General features: G+C 63.3%; 17 protein-coding genes. 10 read left to right on the top strand and 7 right to left on the bottom strand.

Going from position 1 to position 18,725, the window contains the following annotated elements; all coding sequences use genetic code 11:
* Positions 1-62: 62 nt before the first annotated feature.
* Together pncB and AB5Y93_RS09805 are read right to left on the bottom strand one after the other, a co-directional pair.
* Entirely contained in the window at positions 63-1,241 is a 1,179-nt protein-coding gene (pncB, locus tag AB5Y93_RS09800; RefSeq protein ID WP_010676094.1) for a nicotinate phosphoribosyltransferase, read from the bottom strand.
* Positions 1,242-1,342: 101 nt separating this feature from the next.
* Positions 1,343-1,978, bottom strand: a complete 636-nt coding sequence (locus AB5Y93_RS09805; protein WP_202044776.1) for a nicotinamidase — start codon at positions 1,976-1,978, stop codon at positions 1,343-1,345.
* A 74-nt stretch (positions 1,979-2,052) separates the two neighbouring features.
* Here AB5Y93_RS09805 and AB5Y93_RS09810 point away from each other — a divergent pair, with 74 nt between their 5' ends.
* Both AB5Y93_RS09810 and AB5Y93_RS09815 read left to right on the top strand, forming a co-directional pair.
* The gene (locus AB5Y93_RS09810; RefSeq protein ID WP_368229252.1) at positions 2,053-2,703 is read left to right on the top strand and encodes a DNA mismatch repair protein MutT; all 651 of its coding nucleotides are present in this window, start codon (positions 2,053-2,055) and stop codon (positions 2,701-2,703) included.
* Positions 2,704-2,779: 76 nt separating this feature from the next.
* On the top strand, positions 2,780-3,265 hold the full coding sequence (locus AB5Y93_RS09815) for a DUF523 domain-containing protein (RefSeq protein ID WP_368229253.1): 486 nt from the start codon (positions 2,780-2,782) through the stop codon (positions 3,263-3,265).
* Here AB5Y93_RS09815 and AB5Y93_RS09820 read toward each other — a convergent pair.
* From AB5Y93_RS09820 to AB5Y93_RS09830, 3 genes are all read right to left on the bottom strand, one after another.
* Positions 3,211-4,167, bottom strand: a complete 957-nt coding sequence (locus AB5Y93_RS09820; RefSeq protein ID WP_368229254.1) for an acyltransferase — start codon at positions 4,165-4,167, stop codon at positions 3,211-3,213. The genes AB5Y93_RS09815 and AB5Y93_RS09820 overlap by 55 nt on opposite strands.
* Before the next feature lie 7 nt (positions 4,168-4,174).
* A complete protein-coding gene (locus AB5Y93_RS09825) occupies positions 4,175-5,074 on the bottom strand; it encodes an acyltransferase (RefSeq protein WP_039039683.1) in 900 nt (299 codons plus the stop codon).
* Between the two features lie 132 nt (positions 5,075-5,206).
* Positions 5,207-6,724: a YifB family Mg chelatase-like AAA ATPase gene (locus tag AB5Y93_RS09830; protein WP_368229255.1), complete on the bottom strand. Its 1,518-nt coding sequence runs from the start codon at positions 6,722-6,724 to the stop codon at positions 5,207-5,209.
* Between the two features lie 384 nt (positions 6,725-7,108).
* Here AB5Y93_RS09830 and ilvG point away from each other — a divergent pair, with 384 nt between their 5' ends.
* From ilvG to ompA, 6 genes are all read left to right on the top strand, one after another.
* Positions 7,109-8,755, top strand: coding sequence for an acetolactate synthase 2 catalytic subunit (gene ilvG / locus AB5Y93_RS09835; protein ID WP_368229256.1), 1,647 nt, complete (start codon positions 7,109-7,111; stop codon positions 8,753-8,755).
* Positions 8,752-9,009: an acetolactate synthase 2 small subunit gene (ilvM, locus tag AB5Y93_RS09840; protein ID WP_010676086.1), complete on the top strand. Its 258-nt coding sequence runs from the start codon at positions 8,752-8,754 to the stop codon at positions 9,007-9,009. The genes ilvG and ilvM overlap by 4 nt, the downstream gene beginning before the upstream one ends.
* A gap of 12 nt (positions 9,010-9,021) precedes the next feature.
* Positions 9,022-9,966 carry a branched-chain amino acid transaminase gene (locus tag AB5Y93_RS09845; protein WP_052815778.1) on the top strand — a complete coding sequence of 315 codons (945 nt, stop codon included), beginning with the start codon at positions 9,022-9,024 and terminating at the stop codon, positions 9,964-9,966.
* A gap of 146 nt (positions 9,967-10,112) precedes the next feature.
* A complete protein-coding gene (gene ilvD, locus AB5Y93_RS09850) occupies positions 10,113-11,954 on the top strand; it encodes a dihydroxy-acid dehydratase (RefSeq protein ID WP_043153414.1) in 1,842 nt (613 codons plus the stop codon).
* Positions 11,955-12,018: 64 nt separating this feature from the next.
* Positions 12,019-13,551, top strand: coding sequence for a threonine ammonia-lyase, biosynthetic (ilvA, locus tag AB5Y93_RS09855; protein ID WP_041211987.1), 1,533 nt, complete (start codon positions 12,019-12,021; stop codon positions 13,549-13,551).
* 248 nt (positions 13,552-13,799) lie between these two features.
* Entirely contained in the window at positions 13,800-14,930 is a 1,131-nt protein-coding gene (gene ompA / locus AB5Y93_RS09860; RefSeq protein WP_368229257.1) for a porin OmpA, read from the top strand.
* 52 nt (positions 14,931-14,982) lie between these two features.
* Here the strand turns inward: ompA and AB5Y93_RS09865 are convergent, their stop codons facing one another.
* Entirely contained in the window at positions 14,983-15,378 is a 396-nt protein-coding gene (locus AB5Y93_RS09865; protein ID WP_171864758.1) for an HPP family protein, read from the bottom strand.
* Between the two features lie 150 nt (positions 15,379-15,528).
* Between AB5Y93_RS09865 and AB5Y93_RS09870 the strand changes: the two genes are divergently transcribed.
* Entirely contained in the window at positions 15,529-16,068 is a 540-nt protein-coding gene (locus AB5Y93_RS09870) for a TetR/AcrR family transcriptional regulator (protein WP_368229258.1), read from the top strand.
* Here AB5Y93_RS09870 and priA read toward each other — a convergent pair.
* Positions 16,065-18,272 carry a primosomal protein N' gene (gene priA / locus AB5Y93_RS09875; protein WP_368229259.1) on the bottom strand — a complete coding sequence of 736 codons (2,208 nt, stop codon included), beginning with the start codon at positions 18,270-18,272 and terminating at the stop codon, positions 16,065-16,067. The two genes, AB5Y93_RS09870 and priA, sit on opposite strands and share 4 nt — an antisense overlap.
* Before the next feature lie 147 nt (positions 18,273-18,419).
* On the opposite strand from priA, the gene rpmE reads away from it, so the two are divergent.
* Positions 18,420-18,635, top strand: coding sequence for a 50S ribosomal protein L31 (rpmE, locus tag AB5Y93_RS09880; protein WP_010676078.1), 216 nt, complete (start codon positions 18,420-18,422; stop codon positions 18,633-18,635).
* The last annotated feature ends 90 nt before the right edge of the window (positions 18,636-18,725 follow it).

Genomic DNA, 18,725 nt, shown 5'->3' on the forward strand with positions numbered 1-18,725 from the left:
GATACAAAAGCCCGCCGGTGCAAACCGGCGGGCTTTTTTGTTTTGCGTCTCGCGGGCCTGACTCAGACCCCGACGTGGAAGGCCTGCTTGAGGTTGCGAATGAAGTCCGCATCCCGGCAGAGGGTCTTGCCCGGGCTGTCGGAGATCTTGGCGACCGGGCCGCCGTTGCACTCCATCAGCTTGAACACGATGTTCATCGGGCTGACGCCGGGCAGATCGCAGGTGAGCTTGGTGCCGATGCCGAAGCTGGTGTTGATGCGGCCGCGGAAGTGGCGCAGCAGCTCGACGGCCTTGTCGAGGTTGAGCCCGTCGGAGAAGACCAGCGTCTTCTCGGCAGGGTCGATGCCGAGCCGCTGATAGTGGCTGATGGCCTTCTCGCCCCACACCACGGGATCACCGGAGTCGTGGCGCAGCCCCTGGTAGCGGCTCGCCAGCTCGAAGTCGAAGTCACGCAGGAAGGCATCCATGGTGATGCAGTCGGTGAGCGCGATACCGAGGTGGTTGGTGAATTCGTCCAGCCAGCTGGTGAGGGCGGCGCGCTGGCTGAGCTCCAGCGGGAAGCCGAGCTGCTGGTGGGCCTGGAACCACTCGTGAGCCTGGGTACCCACCGCGGGCAACCGGTACTTCTGGGCCAGCAGGTAGTTGCTGGTGCCGCGAAACGCCGGCAGTCGTTCTTTGAGGCGACCCACCACGGCGTCTTGTACCGCAAGGGAGAAGCGGCGACGGGTGCCGAAGTCGATGAGGTTGAACTCGCTCATCTCCTCCCGGCTCAGTTCCCGCTCCAGCTTGTCGATCTTCTGATCGAGCCGCTCCAGTGCCTGGCTGACACCGAACTGGGGATAACGGAAGCGGTTACGCATCTCGCTGATGATGGCGAGCACCGGGATCTCCCACAGGATCACGTCCTGCCAGGGGCCTTCGACCCGCACATTGATGCGGCCATCCTGCTCGAACACCTTGAGCAGGGAGGCGTCCAGCGGCTTGCGGCGCAGGTGGTCCAGGTAGTCGGGCGTGAAGAATGGGCGTTCGGCCAGGAAGTCGAGTTCGGACCGGGTCAGGCGCAGGGAGCCGGCGAGGCGCAGTTGTTCCTCGATCTGGCCCATCATGGGCAGCAGATCTTCTTCGTTGCGGCTGTGGAACTCGGCGACGACGTCGGCATCCGGATAGCGATGGAACACCGCCTGCTGCATGTGCAGCTTGTAGGCATCGGTGTCGAGCAGGCTGTGGAGGATGGGAGGCATATCAGGCTCCTGTGATGAGTGCTGCGCGGGCAACGCACTCTGGCTGCATCTGTGACGGGTGGGCGCCGGTGTCGGGTGGGCAGTGGAAAATGGAAGGCATATCAGGCATCCAGCAGGCGTTGAATGTCGGCCAGGGTCTGGGCCAGCTCGGCGCCGGCCTCGATCATCCGGGTGCGGGCCTGGTCGATTGTCTCGGGGGCGATGCCGCGGCAGGCGTCGAGGTGGACGATGACCCGGAAACCGGCGCGACGCAGTTGCAGCACGCTGGTTTTGACGCAGTAGTCGGTGGCGAGGCCGCCGACCAGCACGGTAGTGACGCCGCGGGCTTGCAGAAACTCGATAAGCCCGGTGCTGCGCAGTTCCGCCAGGTCGTGATAGCAGACGCCATAGGGATGCAGGTCCGGCTCGACCCCCTTCCAGACGAAGAAGTCGTAGTCGATGGGGGCGGGCAGGCCGTCGAGCAGCTCGAACCCAGGTGTGCCGGGCACGCAGTGGGCCGGCCAGGTGAGATCGGCATTCGCCAGAGCAAGGGGTTGCAACATGGCGCCGGGTTCGGTCACCACCCAGGGGGCGTTCGCGGGGTGGGCATCCTTGCTGCCGGTTCGCAGGGTGGCGAGGGCAGCCTGGGCATTGAGCGCCGCCACTATGGTATCCCCGCCAGCGACGGGCAGCTCGTTCGGGCAGAGGGGGGTGAATCCCTTCTGCGCATCAATATCCAGGCTGGCGATGATTCCCATGGATGGCTCCTTCACATAATATTCTTGTGATATTATCTACCAAACATTATTAGAAGGCGAGCAGGTCGACCAGGATGCCGAGAATGAGTCTGGATATGGTGGTGCTGCGGTTGCGCGAGGAGCGGCTCGAGCTGCTTCTCGAGACCCGGGATCGCCCCCCCTTTGCCCACTGCTGGCAGTTGCCGGCCCTGCGCATCGACGAGGCCCGGGATCGGGATCTGGACGCGGCTCGCCATCGCCTGTTCGCAGAGTGGGGGCTGGAGCACTGCTACAGCGAGCAGGTCTGTACCCTCGGCAACCTGGAGCGGGATCCCCGCGGCTGGTCCACCACCCTCGTCTATCTCTGTCTGGCGGATCCCGATGGGGGGGCGGTGCGCGGTCGCTGGCATCCTCTGGACGATCTGCCCGGCCTGCAACTCGCCTTCGATCACGGCAAGCTGGTCGCCATGGGGCTGGAGCGGCTGCGCATCAAGAGCCGTTACAGCACCCTGCCGCTGCATCTGCTGGGGGCAGAATTCACCCTCTCCGAGGTGCAACGGGCGTTCGAGATCGTCCTGCAGACCCCCATGAACACGGCCGCCTTTCGCAAGCGGCTCCACCGTGCCGACATCCTGGTGGACACAGGGCGCAAGCGCACCGGCAAGCAACGTCCCGCCATCCTCTATCGGCTGGAGACCCCCTGCTGCGTCATGTTCGATCAGGTGATGCACGGTGCGGAAGCATAAGCCGATGTCTGCGAAAGCCGGGTTGTCACCCCATAACGGGTCTGGTGCACTGGCACCTCACACAGTAAGTGAAAGCATGGGAGAGACGGGAATGCACAAGGTGCTGGTGAGTGCCTGTCTGCTGGGGCAGCCAGTACGTTACGACGGCCAGAGCAAGGGGATTGTCAGCGACTGGCTGCAGGCGCTGGGAGCCGAGGGGCGGGCATTGGCCTTCTGCCCCGAGGTGGCGGGTGGCCTGCCGACGCCACGCCCCCCTGCCGAGTGCCAGGGGGAGCGGGTGGTCACCGAAAGCGGGCTGGATGTGACGGAGGAGTTCGATCGGGGCGCCGCCCTTGCGCTGGCCCTCTGTCAGCAGCAGGGCATTCGCTTCGCCCTTCTGAAGGAGGGGAGCCCCTCCTGCGGCAGCAGTCGCATATACAATGGCCGCTTCGAAGGGGTTTCACTGGCGGGAGAGGGCAAGACCACGGCTTTGCTGCGTCGCCATGGCATCGCGGTGTTCAGCGAGGGTCAGCTGCCCGAGCTGGCCTCGGCGCTCGCCTTGGCTGCCTGCGGGTCGGTCTGAGCCGCCGCATCGGCCGCCTGCCACTGCGCCAGCACGTCGTCTTTTTCCTTCCAGCGTGCGTTCAGCCACTCCTGGAAACCGCGTTTAAACTGCTTGTCGTTGAAGTAGTCCCCCACCAGTTGCTCGTCCACCGGCAGCTCCTCGATCCGCACCCGGATGCGCTTCATCTTCCCCATCAGGAAATCCTTGAAGGGGGTGTCGTGGTTGTCCGGGTAGCTGATGGTGACGTTGATCAGGCTGTCGAATTGATCGCCCATGGCTGCCAGGGTGAAGGCGAGTCCTGCCGCCTTGGGGGGCATGAGATGGCGATAGCGGGAGCGGGCGGCCTCGCGCTTCTGATCGGTGAAGCGGGTCCCCTCCACAAAGTTGATGACGGTGGTGGGAATCTGGCGAAACTTCTCGCAGGCGTTGCGGGTGGTCTCGATATCCTTGCCCCGCAGATGCGGATTTCTTAACAGAAACTCTCTCGAATAGCGGCGCATAAAGGGCATGTCCAGCCCCCAGCAGGCGAGCCCCAGCAGCGGGATGTAAATGAGCTCGTGCTTCATGAAGAACTTGGGCACCGGCAGCCGATTGCGAAACAGGTGGCCGAGCACCACGATATCGGTCCAGCTCATGTGGTTGCTGATGATGAGATACCAGCCATCCTTGCGCAGCCGGGTATTGTCCTCAATCTGCCAGTCGATGCGGGTAGTGAGGCGGATCACCAGGGCGTTGCAACCGAGCCACAGCCCCATGAAACGGTTGTTGAGCCGGCTGCAGGCGCGACCAAAGGCCGGTACGGGCAGCAGCAGTTTGGCCAGTGACACCAGCAGGATCAGGCTGGCACACAGGGCGGTAAACAGTATGGTCAGGCTGGCGCTGATGAACAGCACCAGGGGGCCCGGGAGCAGGTTTGGCATGAGTGTCTTACTGCGTCTTGTCCGCCAGCAGCTTATCCAGGGTCTGGTCCTTCTCGTGCCAGATCCCGTTCAACCACTGTTGAAACTCTTGTTGGAACTCGGGGTCATTGAAGTAATCCCCCACCAGATTGCGTTCGATCGGCAGGAAGCGGACCCGAACCTTGATCTCCTTGACCCGACCGCACATGAAGTCCCAGTAGCTGGGGACGCCACCGGGATAGGCGATGGTCACATCCACCAGCTTGTGCAGTTGATCCCCCATGGCCGCCAGGGTGAAGGCGATGCCCCCTGCTCTCGGGTGCAGCAGATGACGATAGGGTGCCCCTTGCCTGTCGTGCTTGCCGACGGTGAAGCGGGTCCCTTCCACGAAGTTCATCACACTCACCGGCATATGGCGGAAACGGGCACACGCCTTGCGCGTGGTTTCTATGTCTTTTCCCCTCAGATGCGGGTGCTTTTCCAGAAATTTTCGGGAATAACGCCGCATGAATGGGAAATCCAGCGCCCACCAGGCCAGACCGAGAAAAGGTACCCAAATCAGTTCTTTCTTGAGGAAAAACTTCAGGAAGGGGATTTTTTGATTAAAAATCCGCTGCAATACCAGTATGTCGACCCAGGATTGGTGGTTGGCAATCACCATATACCACTCATTCCGGCGCCCTTTGTCCACTCCGACCACATCGAAAGGGGTGTTGATGATGGTTTTCTGGATCAGATTGTTAAAACCTATCCAGTGGGTGGCACAGCCGTCCAGGAGTGTGTTGCAGAGACGTCGCGCCCCCTTGAAGGGCAGCAGCAGCTTGATGAGGCCAAGCAGCAGGACGGGGACAAACCAGAACAGGGTGTTGATGAAATAGAGCAGGGTCGAGAGGCTGCCGCGCAGTCGCTCTATCAGCTTGTTGGGCATGGTGGAATCCGTCTTCGTATCGGTGGATGGCAACCAAGTGGTCAGATCTGTGGCCATAATATCAGCCGGCCCACGACTAGACCATGGTGGCGCCCTTTCCGAGTCGGGAGGTGGCTGCTGCCGTTCCCCCGCTCACTGGCCCCCGCGCAGCCGTGACAACAGCCTGTCCATGGCACGATAGCCCAGGGCTTCGATCAGATGCGCTCTCTCGATGGTGGCGTGTCCCGTCAGATCGGCGATGGTGCGCGATACCCGCAGGATGCGGTGCCAGGCCCGGATGCTGAGCCCCAGCTTCTGGATTGCACCCTCCAGAAACTCGGCATCCTGTGGCGATAATCTGCAAACATCTTCGATTTCACGACTATCCAGCAGATTGTTGAGTTTTCCGCTGCGACTCAGCATGCGCTCTCGCGCTCCCAGCACCCGTTCGCGTATCTGCTGGCTCGACTCCCCCCGCTCCGCCTTGCCGGTCAGGCTTCCCCTGGGCAAGAGTGGGACCTCTACCGTCAGATCGAACCGGTCGAGAAAGGGGCCGGAGAGCTTGCCCAGATAGCGCAGGATCTGATCCGGGCTGGAGCGGGTCTGGCCGTCGCCATAATGGCCGCAGGGGCTGGGATTCATGGCACCCACTAGCTGGAAGCGGGCGGGAAAATCCACCTGGCGGGCGGCACGACTGATGGTAATGTGCCCGGTCTCCAGCGGCTCGCGCAGGGAGTCGAGCACCTTGCGCTCGAACTCCGGCAGTTCATCCAGAAACAGGACCCCGTTGTGGGCGAGGGAAATTTCGCCAGGCCTGGGATGGGTACCCCCGCCCACCAGCGCCACCGCCGAAGCGCTGTGATGGGGCGTGCGATACGGCCTGTGGTGCCAGTGGCCGGCGCGGGGGGTGAGGCCGCCGATGGAGTGGATGGCGGCGGTCTGCTGCGCCTCCTGTTCGCTGAGCGGTGGCAGAATGCCGGGCAGACGGCTGGCCAGCATGCTCTTGCCGGTGCCGGGGGGGCCGATGAACAGCAGGTTGTGGCTGCCGGCGGCGGCGATCTCCAGCGCCCGCTTCGCCTGGGACTGACCGATCACGTCCTGCAGATCCGGCACGTCGGGCAGGATCTCCGCGCTCTGGGGTTCCGGCAGCGGCAGTTCGTACTGGCCCGCCAGCCAGGCGGTGACTGCCAGCAGCTGGTGGGCGGTGCGCACCTCGGCATCCTGTATGAGGGAAGCCTCCGGACCGTTCTCCCGTGGGACCAGCAGGGTGCGCCCTGCGTCGCGGCAGGCGAGCACCGAGGGGAGCACCCCAAGCACGGGGCGGATCTCGCCCGTCAGGGCCAATTCCCCTAAAAATTCGTGATTTAGCAGGTATTTTGCGGGTATCTGCTTGGATGCGGCGAGAATGCCGATGGCGATGGCCAGGTCGAAGCGGCCCCCCTCTTTGGGCAGATCCGCAGGGGCCAGGTTGACCGTGATGTGCTTGGCCGGAAATTCGAAATTGCCGTTGAGCAGGGCGCTGCGCACCCGATCCCGCGACTCTTTCACCGAGGTTTCCGGCAACCCCACCATGTTGAAGGCGGGCAGGCCGTTGGAGAGGTGCACCTCCACCGTGACTTGCGGCGCCGCTATCCCCAGGCTGGCACGGCTATAAACAACAGCTAATGACATAAATACCGTCCTTGGTTTGATGTATATGCTGGTTAACCGTTTTTTATTAGTTTTTTGTTCCAGTTGTCAGGTTTCAGAGCAGTTAAAATCAGAGTCTTGTCAGGTAAAAAGTGCTTGCCCAATAAAAATCACCGTGCTAGTTCTAATAGCCATTCGCGGCAAGCTCCGCTCCCATTTCACAGGATTTCCGGTTGTAACTATGAACATGGCCTCCCGTTTCGTCAGCATTATTGTGGTCCTAGTGGTGATTATTATCTCACCGCTCGGGGCTCGTTTGGCTGCACGGAACAAGGGATAGACCCACCACCGGACAGAACGAAACAAGCGACCCCCGAGCCTCACGGCCCGGGGGTTTTTTTTCGACCAAAGGACAGGATTTTCCACATGAACGGCGCGCAGTTTTTGGTACAGGCTCTCAAAAAACAGGGTGTGACCCAGGTGTTTGGTTACCCGGGCGGGGCCATCATGCCGGTCTATGACGCCCTGTATGACGGTGGCCTGGCCCATCAGCTCTGCCGCCACGAGCAGGGTGCCGCCATGGCTGCGGTGGGTTATGCCCGCGCTTCCGGTCAGGTGGGGGTCTGCATCGCCACCTCTGGCCCCGGCGCCACCAACCTGGTCACCGGCCTCGCGGAGGCACTGCTCGACTCTGTACCGCTGGTGGCCATCAGCGGCCAGGTGCCCTGCGCCGCCGTCGGTACCGATGCCTTTCAGGAAGTGGACGTGCTCGGCATGTCCCTCTCCTGCACCAAGCACTCCTTCATGGTGACGGACCCGGCGGATCTGGGACGGGTCATTGCCGAAGCCTTCGCCATCGCCACCGAAGGGCGTCCGGGCCCCGTGCTCATCGACCTGCCCAAGGATGTGCAACTGGCCGCCGTTCCCTCTCAAAGCCCGCTGTTTGCCGTGGAGGAACCCGAGCCCCTGAATCAGGCCGAGCTGACGGTCGCCCGCACCCTGCTGACCGGAGCTGAGCGTCCGGTACTCTACGTCGGTGGTGGGGTGGGCATGGCCAATGCCGAGCAGCAGCTGCGCGACTTTGCCGCCACCACGGGGATGCCGGCGGTCACCACCCTCAAGGGGATAGGTGCCCTCGACCCCGACAGCCCCGTTTATCTGGGCATGCTCGGCATGCACGGTACCAAGGCCGCCAACCTGGCGGTACAGCAGTGCGATCTGCTGGTGGTGGTAGGCGCCCGTTTCGATGATCGGGTGACCGGCAAGCTGGAGGAATTTGCCCCCGAGGCGAAGGTGATCCACCTGGATGTGGACGCCGCCGAGTTCGGCAAGCGCCGCGCCGCCGATGTGGGCATCACCACGGATCTCAAGCGTGTGCTGCCCGCCCTGGCGATGACGCTGACCCTCGACCCCTGGCGCGAGCACTGCGCCACCATGGCTCGGGAATACGCCTTCCGCTACGACCATCCGGGTCAGGCCATCTACGCCCCGGCCCTGCTCAAAGAGCTTTCAAGCCAGCTGCCTGACACCAGCGTGGTGGCTTGCGACGTGGGTCAGCACCAGATGTGGGTGGCCCAGCACATGCGTTTCACCAGCCCGCGCAACCACCTGTCCAGTGCCGGCCTAGGCACCATGGGCTTCGGCCTGCCCGCCGCCATCGGCGCCAAGATGTCGCGCCCCGATGACGAGGTGGTGCTGGTGAGCGGTGACGGCTCCTTCATGATGAACGTGCAGGAGCTCGGCACCATCCGCCGTGCCCGGCTCAAGGTGAAGATGGTGCTGCTGGACAACCAGCGCCTCGGCATGGTGCGCCAATGGCAGGAGCTGTTCTTCGACGGTCGCTACAGCGAGACCAATCTGTCCGACAACCCCGATTTCGTCGCTCTGGCCGCCGCCTTCGGCATCCCCGGCGAGACCATCACATGCAAGGAAGAGATAGGTCCGGCACTGGATCGCCTGCTGGCGAGCGAGAGTGCCTATCTGCTGCATGTGGCTATTTCAGAGGAAGAAAATGTCTGGCCCCTGGTTCCGCCAGGAGTCGCCAACCACAAGATGATGGAGCAACGCCCATGAACCAGCTCAATACCAGCACCCTGGAAATCCATGCCCAACCCAGACCCGAAGTGATGGAACGGGTGCTGCGGGTGGTCCGTCACCGCGGTTTCAATCTCTGCGCCCTCAACATGGAGCAGGATTGCCAACAGCTGCGGATCACGGTTACTGTCGAATCGGTACGTCCCATCCAGCAGTTGTGGAGCCAGCTGGTGAAGCTGGTGGATGTCTCCCGGGTCGATGCACTGGAACAGCAACCCCGGATCAGAGCTTAAGGAGCCAAGCCAATGTCACAGCCTTCCCAATCCGCCGCCCACCCCCAATACATCTGGTTCAACGGCAAGCTGGTCCCCTGGCAGGATGCCCAGGTGCATGTCATGAGCCATGCCCTGCACTACGGCTCCTCGGTGTTCGAGGGGGTGCGGGCCTATGACACTCCCAAGGGGACCTGCATCTTCCGCCTGCAGGAGCACACCCGCCGCCTGTTCGACTCCGCCAAGATCTACTGGATGGACGTCCCCTACAGCGAGACCGAAGTGAATGAAGCCTGCCGCACCGTGGTGCGCGAGAACGGCCTGAAGAGCGGCTACCTGCGCCCGCTGGCCTTTGTCGGCAACGTGGGGCTGGGGCTGCATCCGCCGCTGGATGCCAAGGCCGACCTCATGGTCGCGGCCCTGCCCTGGGGCGCCTACCTCGGAGAAGAGGGGCTGAAAAACGGGGTGGATGTGTGCGTCACCTCCTGGAACCGGCTCGCTCCCAACACCATCCCGACCGGTGCCAAGGCGGGGGGCAACTATCTCTCTTCCCAGCTCATCAGCCGCGAGGCCAAGCGCAACGGCTTCGCCGAGGGGCTGGCGCTGGATGTGAACGGCTATCTGAGCGAAGGGGCGGGGGAGAACCTGTTTCTGGTGAAGAACGGCGTGCTGTTCACCCCGCCCGCCACCGCTGCCATCCTGCCCGGCATCACCCGCGACACCATCATGACGCTGGCGCGCGACTTGGGTTACGAGGTGCGCGAGCAGGCGCTGCCCCGTGAGGCGCTCTATGTCGCAGACGAAATCTTCATGACCGGCACGGCGGCCGAGGTGACCCCGGTGCGCTCGGTGGATCGGATGAAGGTGGGCGCCGGTTGCCGTGGCCCGGTGACCGAGCAGTTGCAGAACGCATTCTTCGGCCTGTTCAACGGCAAGACCGAAGACAAGTGGGGCTGGCTGACGCCGGTCAACGACTGATGATAGCGGGGAGGCGTCACGCCTCCCCGAGTCGCTTCCGGTGAAGGCTCCTCAAGGTGCCTTCACCAGGATCGATTCCCGATCCGCGAATCACACATTCATGTTGAAAGACAATGCGCCCCAGGGGCATTCAGGGAGTAGAGACAATGCCGAAGTTGAGATCCGCCACCACCACCCACGGACGTAACATGGCCGGGGCCCGCGCCCTCTGGCGTGCCACCGGCATGACCGATCAGGATTTCGGCAAGCCCATCATCGCCGTGGTCAACTCTTTCACCCAGTTCGTGCCGGGCCACGTCCACCTCAAGGATCTGGGCCAGTTGGTCGCCCGCGAAATCGAGGCGGCTGGCGGGGTCGCGAAGGAGTTCAACACCATCGCCGTGGATGACGGCATCGCCATGGGCCACGGTGGCATGCTCTATTCCCTGCCGTCCCGCGAACTCATCGCCGACTCGGTGGAGTACATGGTCAACGCCCACTGCGCCGACGCCATGGTCTGCATCTCTAACTGCGACAAGATCACCCCGGGGATGCTGATGGCTGCCCTGCGCATCAACATCCCGGTGATCTTCGTCTCCGGCGGCCCCATGGAAGCGGGCAAGACCAAGCTCTCCGACCAGATCATCAAGCTGGATCTGGTGGACGCCATGATCCAGGGCGCCGACCCCAAGGTCTCCGATGCACAGAGCGATCAGATCGAGCGCAGCGCCTGCCCCACCTGCGGCTCCTGCTCCGGCATGTTCACCGCCAACTCCATGAACTGCCTGACCGAGGCACTGGGTCTCTCCCAGCCGGGCAACGGCTCCCTGCTGGCGACCCACGCCGATCGCGAGCAGCTGTTCAAGCTGGCGGGCCAGCGCATCGTCACTCTGGCCAAGCGCTGGTATGAGCAGGACGATGCCTCGGCACTGCCGCGCAACATCGCCACCAAGGCGGCGTTCGAGAACGCCATGGCGCTCGACATCGCCATGGGCGGCTCCACCAATACCGTGCTGCACCTGCTGGCGGCAGCCCAGGAGGCGGGCGTCGACTTCACCATGGCCGACATCGACCGCATGTCCCGCAAGGTGCCCCAGCTGTGCAAGGTGGCGCCTTCCACCCAGAAGTACCACATGGAAGACGTGCACCGCGCCGGCGGCGTGGTCGCCATCCTGGGTCAGCTGGAAAAAGCGGGCCTGGTGCACGGGGATACCCGCAACGTGCTGGGCACTTCCCTGGTGGAGCTGCTGGCCGAATATGACGTCAGCCGCAGCAATGACAAGGGGGTTCACGACTTCTACCGTGCAGGCCCTGCCGGCATCCGTACCACCAAGGCGTTCAGTCAGGATTGCCGCTGGCCCGAGCTGGATCTGGACCGCGCCGAGGGGTGCATCCGCTCCTTCGATCACGCCTACAGCCAGGAAGGTGGCCTGGCGGTCCTCGCTGGCAACCTCGCCCTCAACGGGGCCATCGTCAAGACCGCCGGGGTGGACGAGGAGAACCTCACCTTCCGCGGCCCGGCCCGGGTATTCGAGAGCCAGGAGAGCGCGGTGAGCGGCATTCTGGACGGCACGGTGAAAGCCGGTGAAGTGGTGGTGATCCGCTACGAAGGCCCGAAAGGGGGCCCCGGCATGCAGGAGATGCTCTACCCCACCACCTATCTCAAGTCCATGGGATTGGGCAAGGCGTGTGCCCTCATCACCGACGGTCGCTTCTCCGGCGGCACCTCGGGTCTCTCCATCGGCCACGTCTCCCCGGAGGCGGCCTCCGGTGGCACTATCGGTCTGGTGGAGGATGGCGACATCATCAACATCGACATCCCGGCCCGCAGCATGGTGCTGGAGGTGGCCGACAGCGTGCTGGCTGCTCGTCGCGCCGCCGTCTCTGCCCGTGGCTGGAAGCCGGTCGATCGTCAGCGCGAGGTCTCCTTTGCCCTGCGTGCCTACGCCATGTTCGCCACCAGCGCCGACAAGGGCGCGGTGCGCGATCGCACCCTGCTGGGGGAGTGAGAGGATGAACTGTCATGATATGGGCGCATTGCACGCCCTTCGCCACGAGACGGGGGTATAAACCATGGTCTCTGCGGCGGATTATCTACGCAAGGTACTGCTCTCCCCCGTCTACGAGGCGGCGCGGGTCACCCCCTTGCAAACCCTGAAGAAACTCTCCGAGCGGCTCGGCAATCACGTCAGCCTGAAGCGGGAGGATCTGCAACCGGTTCACTCCTTCAAGCTGCGCGGCGCCTACCACAAGATCGCCACCCTGACCCAGGAGCAGAAAGAGCGCGGCGTCATCGCCGCCTCCGCCGGCAACCACGCCCAGGGGGTTGCCCTGTCGGCCGCCAAGCTCGGCATCAAGGCGATCATCGTGATGCCCAAGACCACGCCGGACATCAAGATCGACGCGGTGCGCCGTCAGGGCGGCAACGTCATGCTGTTTGGCAACAGCTTCGATGAGGCCTACGGCGAGAGCCGCCGACTCGCCGAGTTGGAGGGCTACACCCTGATCCCGCCGTTCGACGACGTCGAGGTGATCGCGGGCCAGGGCACCATCGGCAAGGAGCTGCTGGAGCAGGATACCCACCTCACCCACGTCTTCGTGCCGGTGGGCGGCGGCGGCCTGGCCGCCGGGGTGGCGGTCTACATCAAGCAACTGCTGCCGGATGTGAAGGTGATCGGGGTGGAGGCGGAGGGGTCCGCCTGCCTCAAGGCGGCGCTGGCGGCCGGCGAGCCGGTCAATCTGGAGCGGGTCTCCCTGTTTGCGGACGGGGTGGCGGTCAAGCGCATCGGCGAGGAGACCTTCCGCCTGTGCAACCAGTATCTGGACGAGGTGGTGACCGTCTCCAACGACCAGATCTGCGCCGCACTGAAAGACATCTTCGATGACTGTCGCGCTATCGCCGAGCCGTCGGGGGCCTTGTCCCTGGCAGGCCTCAAGGCCTACAGCGAGCGAGAGCAGGTGAAAGGGGGACGGATGGCGGCCATTCTGTCCGGCGCCAACGTGAACTTCCACAGCCTGCGCTACGTCTCCGAGCGCTGCGAGATCGGCGAGAAGCGCGAGGGCATGCTGGCGGTGACCATCCCCGAGCGCAAGGGGGCCTTCCTTGACTTCTGTCGTCAGCTGGGGCCGCGCATGGTGACCGAGTTCAACTACCGCTATGCGGATGCCGAGCAGGCGTCGCTGTTCGTTTCGGTGCGCCTCACCGGCGGTGACGAGGAGCTGGGCCAGATCATCGATCAGCTCGGCGGCAACGGTTATCCGGTGGTCAACATGACCGAGAGCGAACTGGCCAAGAACCACGTGCGCTACATGATTGGCGGCCGCCCGGCCCGGCCCCTCGGTGAACGCCTCTACAGCTTCAAGTTCCCGGAGCAGCCGGGGGCCCTGATGCGCTTCCTGGAGACCCTGGGCTGTCGCTGGAACATCAGCCTGTTCCACTACCGCAACCACGGCGCCGACTATGGACGGGTGCTCTGCGCCTTCGAGCTGCCGGACGAGGACGTGGCCGCCTTCCACGACTACCTGCACGAGATTGGCTACGGCTGGAAAGAGGTGAGCGAGGATCCCGCCTACCGCCTCTTCTTGGCGAGCCAGGGCAGTCAGTGAGCGGGGAGCCATCCCCTTGCCAGATGAAAAACGAAGAGCCCGGCTCTTCGTTTTTTTATGGGCAACGCGCCGGCCTCCATGATTGGGGGCACGGTGGCTGATAATGTCGCCAATATCACACTCCTGAGTCCCTGGTCGTTTGAGGCTGGTTGCAGATGGGATAATCTGAATGCGGGGCTTGGGTTCAGGGCCCCGTCAGGGAAGAGAGACGCAGCCGCGTCATAACAATTCATTGCAGGGGCTCATCCATGAACAGATCTATGCTCGCCGTCCTGATCGGCGCTTTGATGGCAACAGGGACGGTGCAGGCTGCCGCCCAGGACAACACCTGGTATGTCGGCGGCAAGGCCGGCTGGTCAAATTATTACGGGGTGGATTACAACGCTCAGGTCGAAGAGCTGTTCGATGCGACCAAGGTGAACGAGAACAGCGATGATCTCGGTCTGGGGCTGTTTGCCGGTTATCAGGTGAACAGAAACGTGGCGATTGAGCTCGGCTATGACTGGCTCGGCAAGTATCAGGTGGACAAGCACTACTCGGGCAACGGGGTTGATTTCGCACTCGATGGTGAGGCCAAGGCCCAGATGGTGCAGGCCACCATGAAGATTATCCTGCCTGCAACCTCGGCACTGGATATCTACGGTCGTCTCGGGGGTGCCTATGCCTGGACCGAGAGCTCACTCAACGTCAGGGCCAGCGATGGCACCAGCAGCCCCTCCGAATCCCATGAGGGCAACAAATATCATGGTGCCGCCTTTGTCGGGGCGCTGGGGGTCGAATACGCCATCGACAAGGATTGGGCCGCCCGCCTCGAATACCAGTACACCACCCCCCTTGGCAAGACTTCCCTCGACGAGTCAGGCATCGAGATGGACAACGGCCTGCTGTCGGTCGGCATGCTCTATCGCTTCGGCCAGATCGGCGACGAGCCGGTGGCACCAACGCCTGCGCCCGAACCTGCGCGCGCCCCGGCCCCCGTGCTGGTAGAGAAACAGTTCAGCCTGGATTCCGATGTGCTGTTCGAGTTCAACAAGGCGACCCTGAAGCCGGCCGCCAGTCAGGCCCTCGACAACCTGTTTGCCCAGATCCTGGCGGCCAATCCGAAAGACGGGGTGGCGACGGTGATCGGTCATACCGACCGCATCGGCTCGGAGGCCTACAACCAGTCCCTCTCCGAACAGCGTGCCCGCACGGTGGCGGATTATCTCATCGCCAAGGGATTGTTTGCCGACAAGGTGCGTGCCGAAGGGCGGGGAGAGTCTTCGCCCGTGACCGGGGGCAGCTGCCTGGATGGCGCCAAGGCGCAGATGATCGCCTGCCTGGCCCCGGATCGCCGGGTCGAGGTGCGCCTGACCGGGGTCTCCCAGGTCGCCGAATAAGCCATCTTTGCCTTGCTATTAAACAACGAGGGGGCCAAGGCCCCCTCGTTGTTTATGTGGGTGTGAGCCGTGACGTTTGCAGCCGCTTGGCGCAATGACTGACCATGATCAGCAGCAAGGCGCCGGGCAGCACTGTTTGCCAGAGGAAAGGCCAGGACTGGGTGGTGAGCAGGATCAACAGTGGATTGGCTCCGGCGGGTGGGTGGATCAGCCCCAGTCCCTGCATGAGTGCAATGGACAGGCCCACACCCAGCGCCAGCTTGAGTTCCATCGGTAGCGGGAGCAATTGCACCACCAACCCCACGGTGGCCGATAACAGGTGGCCTCCCAGCACGTTCTGCGGACGGGCCAGCGGACTGTCCGGCAGTGAGAAGAGCAGCACACAGCTTGCCCCGAACGGTGCCATCAACAGGGTTGACTGCCAGCTCATGTCCAGCCAGCCGAGCAACATTATGGCCAGGCAGGCACCGAGCCCTGCCAGCCAGGCACTTCGCCATCGTCTTGTTTCCATCTCCTGTCTCCTTGTCTGTGTCGGATCACTTGATCCAGCCTGCGACATTAGGTAGACAGATCGGTGTACTTCAAGAGGAAAGTCACCATGAGCGACAAACGGCAACAGCTGATGACGACAGCCTATCGGTTGTTCAATCGTCACGGCTTTCACGCCACCGGCATCGATCGCATCTGGGCCGAGGCAGGCAGTACCAAACGTACCCTCTATCGCCACTTCCCCACCAAGGATGCCTTGATCGAAGCCGTGCTGATGGCGCGGGATGCGGAGTTCTTTGCCCTGCTCGATGCCAGGATGGATGGGGTATCGGGACGGGAGGCCAGGTTGCTGGCGCTGCTCGATGGCTTTGCGGACTGGTTTGGCCGCAGCGACTTCTACGGCTGCAACTTCATCAACGCGAGCGCCGAGTTCTCCGATCCTCGCCACCCGGTGCGCAAGCTGGTGGTGGCCCACAAGCGTGCGTTGCTGAACTGGGTCAGGAAGGCCCTCGAATGCACCGAGGTGCAGGCCACCGGGTTATGCCTGCTGCTGGAAGGGGCCGTGGTGATGGCCCACAGCTATCAGCAGCCCCTGGCTCTGGAACAGGCCAGGGTGTTGACGGAGGCCGTGCTGGCAGAGCCGCGCTAGTTCAGTTCCGTGGGGTCGATATCCAGACTCCAGCGCACCCGCTTGGTCTCGGGCCACCCCTCCAGCTCCGTCACCGCCCAGTCGAGCAGCTGGGCCAGCGGTGCCCGATTCGGCCCCTGCACCAGCAGCTGCATGCGAAACTTGCCCGCCTTGCGCTCCATGAAGCCGCTGATGGGCCCCAGCACCTGCACCTGGGGATAGCGGGCGCTGCGCAGGGTATCGGCGAGACGACTGAGGAACAGCTGTACCTCGTCGCGGCCGTTGGCCTCGGCCCGGAACAGTCCCTGATGGCTGAACGGTGGCAGCCCCAGCAGGCGGCGCTCTTTCAGCGCCGTGTCGGCGAAGTGGCCATAGCCGTTCTGGGTCAGATCCTGCAGCAGAGCGTGTTCGGGATGGTGGCTCTGCAGCACCACCAGCCCCGACTTGCTGGCGCGACCGGCGCGGCCCGCCACCTGGGTGTAGAGCTGGGCCAGCTTCTCGGCGGCGCGAAAATCGGCGCTGAAAAGAGCCCCATCCACATCCAGCAGCCCCACCAACGTCACATCCGGGAAGTGGTGCCCCTTGGCCAGCATCTGGGTGCCGATCAGGATCTTGTACTTGCCCGCCTTGATGTCGCCGAGGTGCGTCTCCAGCTCCCCCTTGCGGCGGGTGTTGTCCCGGTCGATGCGCACCACCGGATATTGGGGGAACACGGTGCCAAGCAGCTGCTCCAGCTGTTCGGTGCCGACCCCGGAGCCGATGAGCTCGTTGCTGCCACACTCGGGACAGTGGTGGGGCAGCGGGCGCACGCTGTCGCAGTGGTGGCAGTGCAGCCGCCGACCGGCCTGGTGCCAGGTGTACCAGGCGTCACAGCGCTCGCAGGCGGCACTCCAGCCGCACTGGTGGCAGATAAGAGCCGGGGCATAGCCACGGCGGTTGAGAAACAGCATCACCTGGTTGCCCGCCGCCAGGTGTTCGGCCATCAGCTGCTCCAGCTGGGGGGAGAGCCCGGCCTGTAGCCGCACGTTCTTGATGTCGAGGATCACCTGGCGAGCGGTCTGGGCGTTGCCGGCGCGGCGAGTGAGAGTGAGGTGGTGATACTTGCCGCTGCTGGCGTTGTGCAGCGTCTCCAGCGACGGGGTGGCAGATCCAAGCAGGATGGGAATGCCGGCGCGATGGGCCCGCATCACCGCCAGATCCCGCGCGTGGTAGCGAAAGCCGTCCTGTTGCTTGAAGGAGCCGTCGTGCTCCTCGTCGATGATGATGATGCCGAGGTCCTTGAACGGCGTGAACACCGCGGATCGGGTGCCGATCAGAATGGCGGCACCACCGTCGCGGCAGGCCAGCCAGGCATCGAGCCGCTCCCTGTCGTTCATGGCGGAGTTCATCGCCACCACGGGCACGTTGAAGCGGCGCCGGAAGCGGTTGATGGTCTGGGGGGTGAGGCCAATTTCCGGCACCATCACCAGCGCCTGCTTGCCCGCCTTGAGCAGGGGCTCGAGGATGCTGAGGTAAACCTCGGTCTTGCCGGAGCCCGTGATGCCGTCCAGCAGGAAGGCACCGAACTTGTTGCTCTGGCTGGTGACGGCGGCCACCGCCAGCGCCTGCTCGCCGTTGAGGCGCAGCCCCTCACCCGGCTCGAAGCGGGTGGCCCAATCGCCATCATGGCTCGGCTCCAGCGAGCGCTTCTCCAGCAGTCCCTTCTTCTCCAGCGCGGTGAGGGCTGCGCTCTGGATCTCCTCCTGTTTGAGGGCGGAGGGGGTCTGCGGCCCCTTGCGCAGCAAGGCGAGGGCCTGCTGCTGCTTGGCCGCCCGCTTGAGCTCGTTGAGGTCGATGGCCATGCCCGCATCGGTGGCAAACCAGAACTCCAGCTCCCGATAGGCGGCGGGCTCCCCCTTGCGCACCAGCACCGGCAGGGCGTGGGGCAGTACCTCTCCCAGCGGGTGCTGGTAGTAACCGGCGCTCCAGGCCATCAGCGCCAGAATGTCGGGCCCCAGCACGGGGGCGCTGTCGAGCACCCTCTTCAAGGGCTTTAATTTGTTGCGGGGGACCTGGCTCTCGGTCGGGTGATCCACCACCAGACCGACCAGGGTCTGCGGGCCGAACGGGATCTCGACCCGGCAACCGGGGGCAGGCAAGGGCAGGGGAGAGAGATAGTCGAAATGACGGCGTAACGGCACCGGCACAGCCACACGAACCAGATCCAGCGTTTGGGAAGAATTCACCAGGGGTTGCCTATTTTTTCTGCGAAGCCACTTGCCTGATCTCAGGCGTTTCCTATATTATTCGCAGCCTTTGAAACTGTGTTCAACAATCGTGTGGTGTCCGACAAGAGATCGGATGGCGACACGGCCTGATAATTGAGGTTGTCCATGAAAGCTGGTATCCATCCTGACTACGTAGCCATCACCGCCAAGTGCTCTTGCGGTAACGTCATCAACACCTTCTCTACCATCGGTAAAGATCTGAACCTGGACGTGTGCTCCGAGTGCCACCCGTTCTACACCGGCAAGCAGAAAGAAGTTTCTAGCGGCGGCCGCGTAGACAAGTTCAACAAGCGTTTCGGTGGCTTGACCTCCAAGAAGTAATCTTGCTTCTGAAGAATTCTGAAAAAGGCGCCCATCGGGTGCCTTTTTTATTGGCCGCCATTCTGTAATTCCCCGCTTTGCCCTATGGTG

Source organism: Aeromonas sp. R10-1, assembly GCF_040908465.1.
Taxonomy (GTDB): Bacteria; Pseudomonadota; Gammaproteobacteria; order Enterobacterales; family Aeromonadaceae; genus Aeromonas; species Aeromonas caviae.

Coding starts and splice junctions, on each gene's coding strand:
- AB5Y93_RS09845 (WP_052815778.1), top strand. CDS start 9,022: ATGTCACAGCCTTCCCAATCCGCCGCCCACCCCCAATACATCTGGTTC.
- pncB (WP_010676094.1), bottom strand. CDS start 1,241: ATGCCTCCCATCCTCCACAGCCTGCTCGACACCGATGCCTACAAGCTG.
- AB5Y93_RS09870 (WP_368229258.1), top strand. CDS start 15,529: ATGAGCGACAAACGGCAACAGCTGATGACGACAGCCTATCGGTTGTTC.
- rpmE (WP_010676078.1), top strand. CDS start 18,420: ATGAAAGCTGGTATCCATCCTGACTACGTAGCCATCACCGCCAAGTGC.
- AB5Y93_RS09805 (WP_202044776.1), bottom strand. CDS start 1,978: ATGGGAATCATCGCCAGCCTGGATATTGATGCGCAGAAGGGATTCACC.
- ilvA (WP_041211987.1), top strand. CDS start 12,019: ATGGTCTCTGCGGCGGATTATCTACGCAAGGTACTGCTCTCCCCCGTC.
- AB5Y93_RS09830 (WP_368229255.1), bottom strand. CDS start 6,724: ATGTCATTAGCTGTTGTTTATAGCCGTGCCAGCCTGGGGATAGCGGCG.
- AB5Y93_RS09815 (WP_368229253.1), top strand. CDS start 2,780: ATGGGAGAGACGGGAATGCACAAGGTGCTGGTGAGTGCCTGTCTGCTG.
- AB5Y93_RS09810 (WP_368229252.1), top strand. CDS start 2,053: ATGCCGAGAATGAGTCTGGATATGGTGGTGCTGCGGTTGCGCGAGGAG.
- AB5Y93_RS09820 (WP_368229254.1), bottom strand. CDS start 4,167: ATGCCAAACCTGCTCCCGGGCCCCCTGGTGCTGTTCATCAGCGCCAGC.
- ilvG (WP_368229256.1), top strand. CDS start 7,109: ATGAACGGCGCGCAGTTTTTGGTACAGGCTCTCAAAAAACAGGGTGTG.
- ilvM (WP_010676086.1), top strand. CDS start 8,752: ATGAACCAGCTCAATACCAGCACCCTGGAAATCCATGCCCAACCCAGA.
- ompA (WP_368229257.1), top strand. CDS start 13,800: ATGAACAGATCTATGCTCGCCGTCCTGATCGGCGCTTTGATGGCAACA.
- ilvD (WP_043153414.1), top strand. CDS start 10,113: ATGCCGAAGTTGAGATCCGCCACCACCACCCACGGACGTAACATGGCC.
- AB5Y93_RS09825 (WP_039039683.1), bottom strand. CDS start 5,074: ATGCCCAACAAGCTGATAGAGCGACTGCGCGGCAGCCTCTCGACCCTG.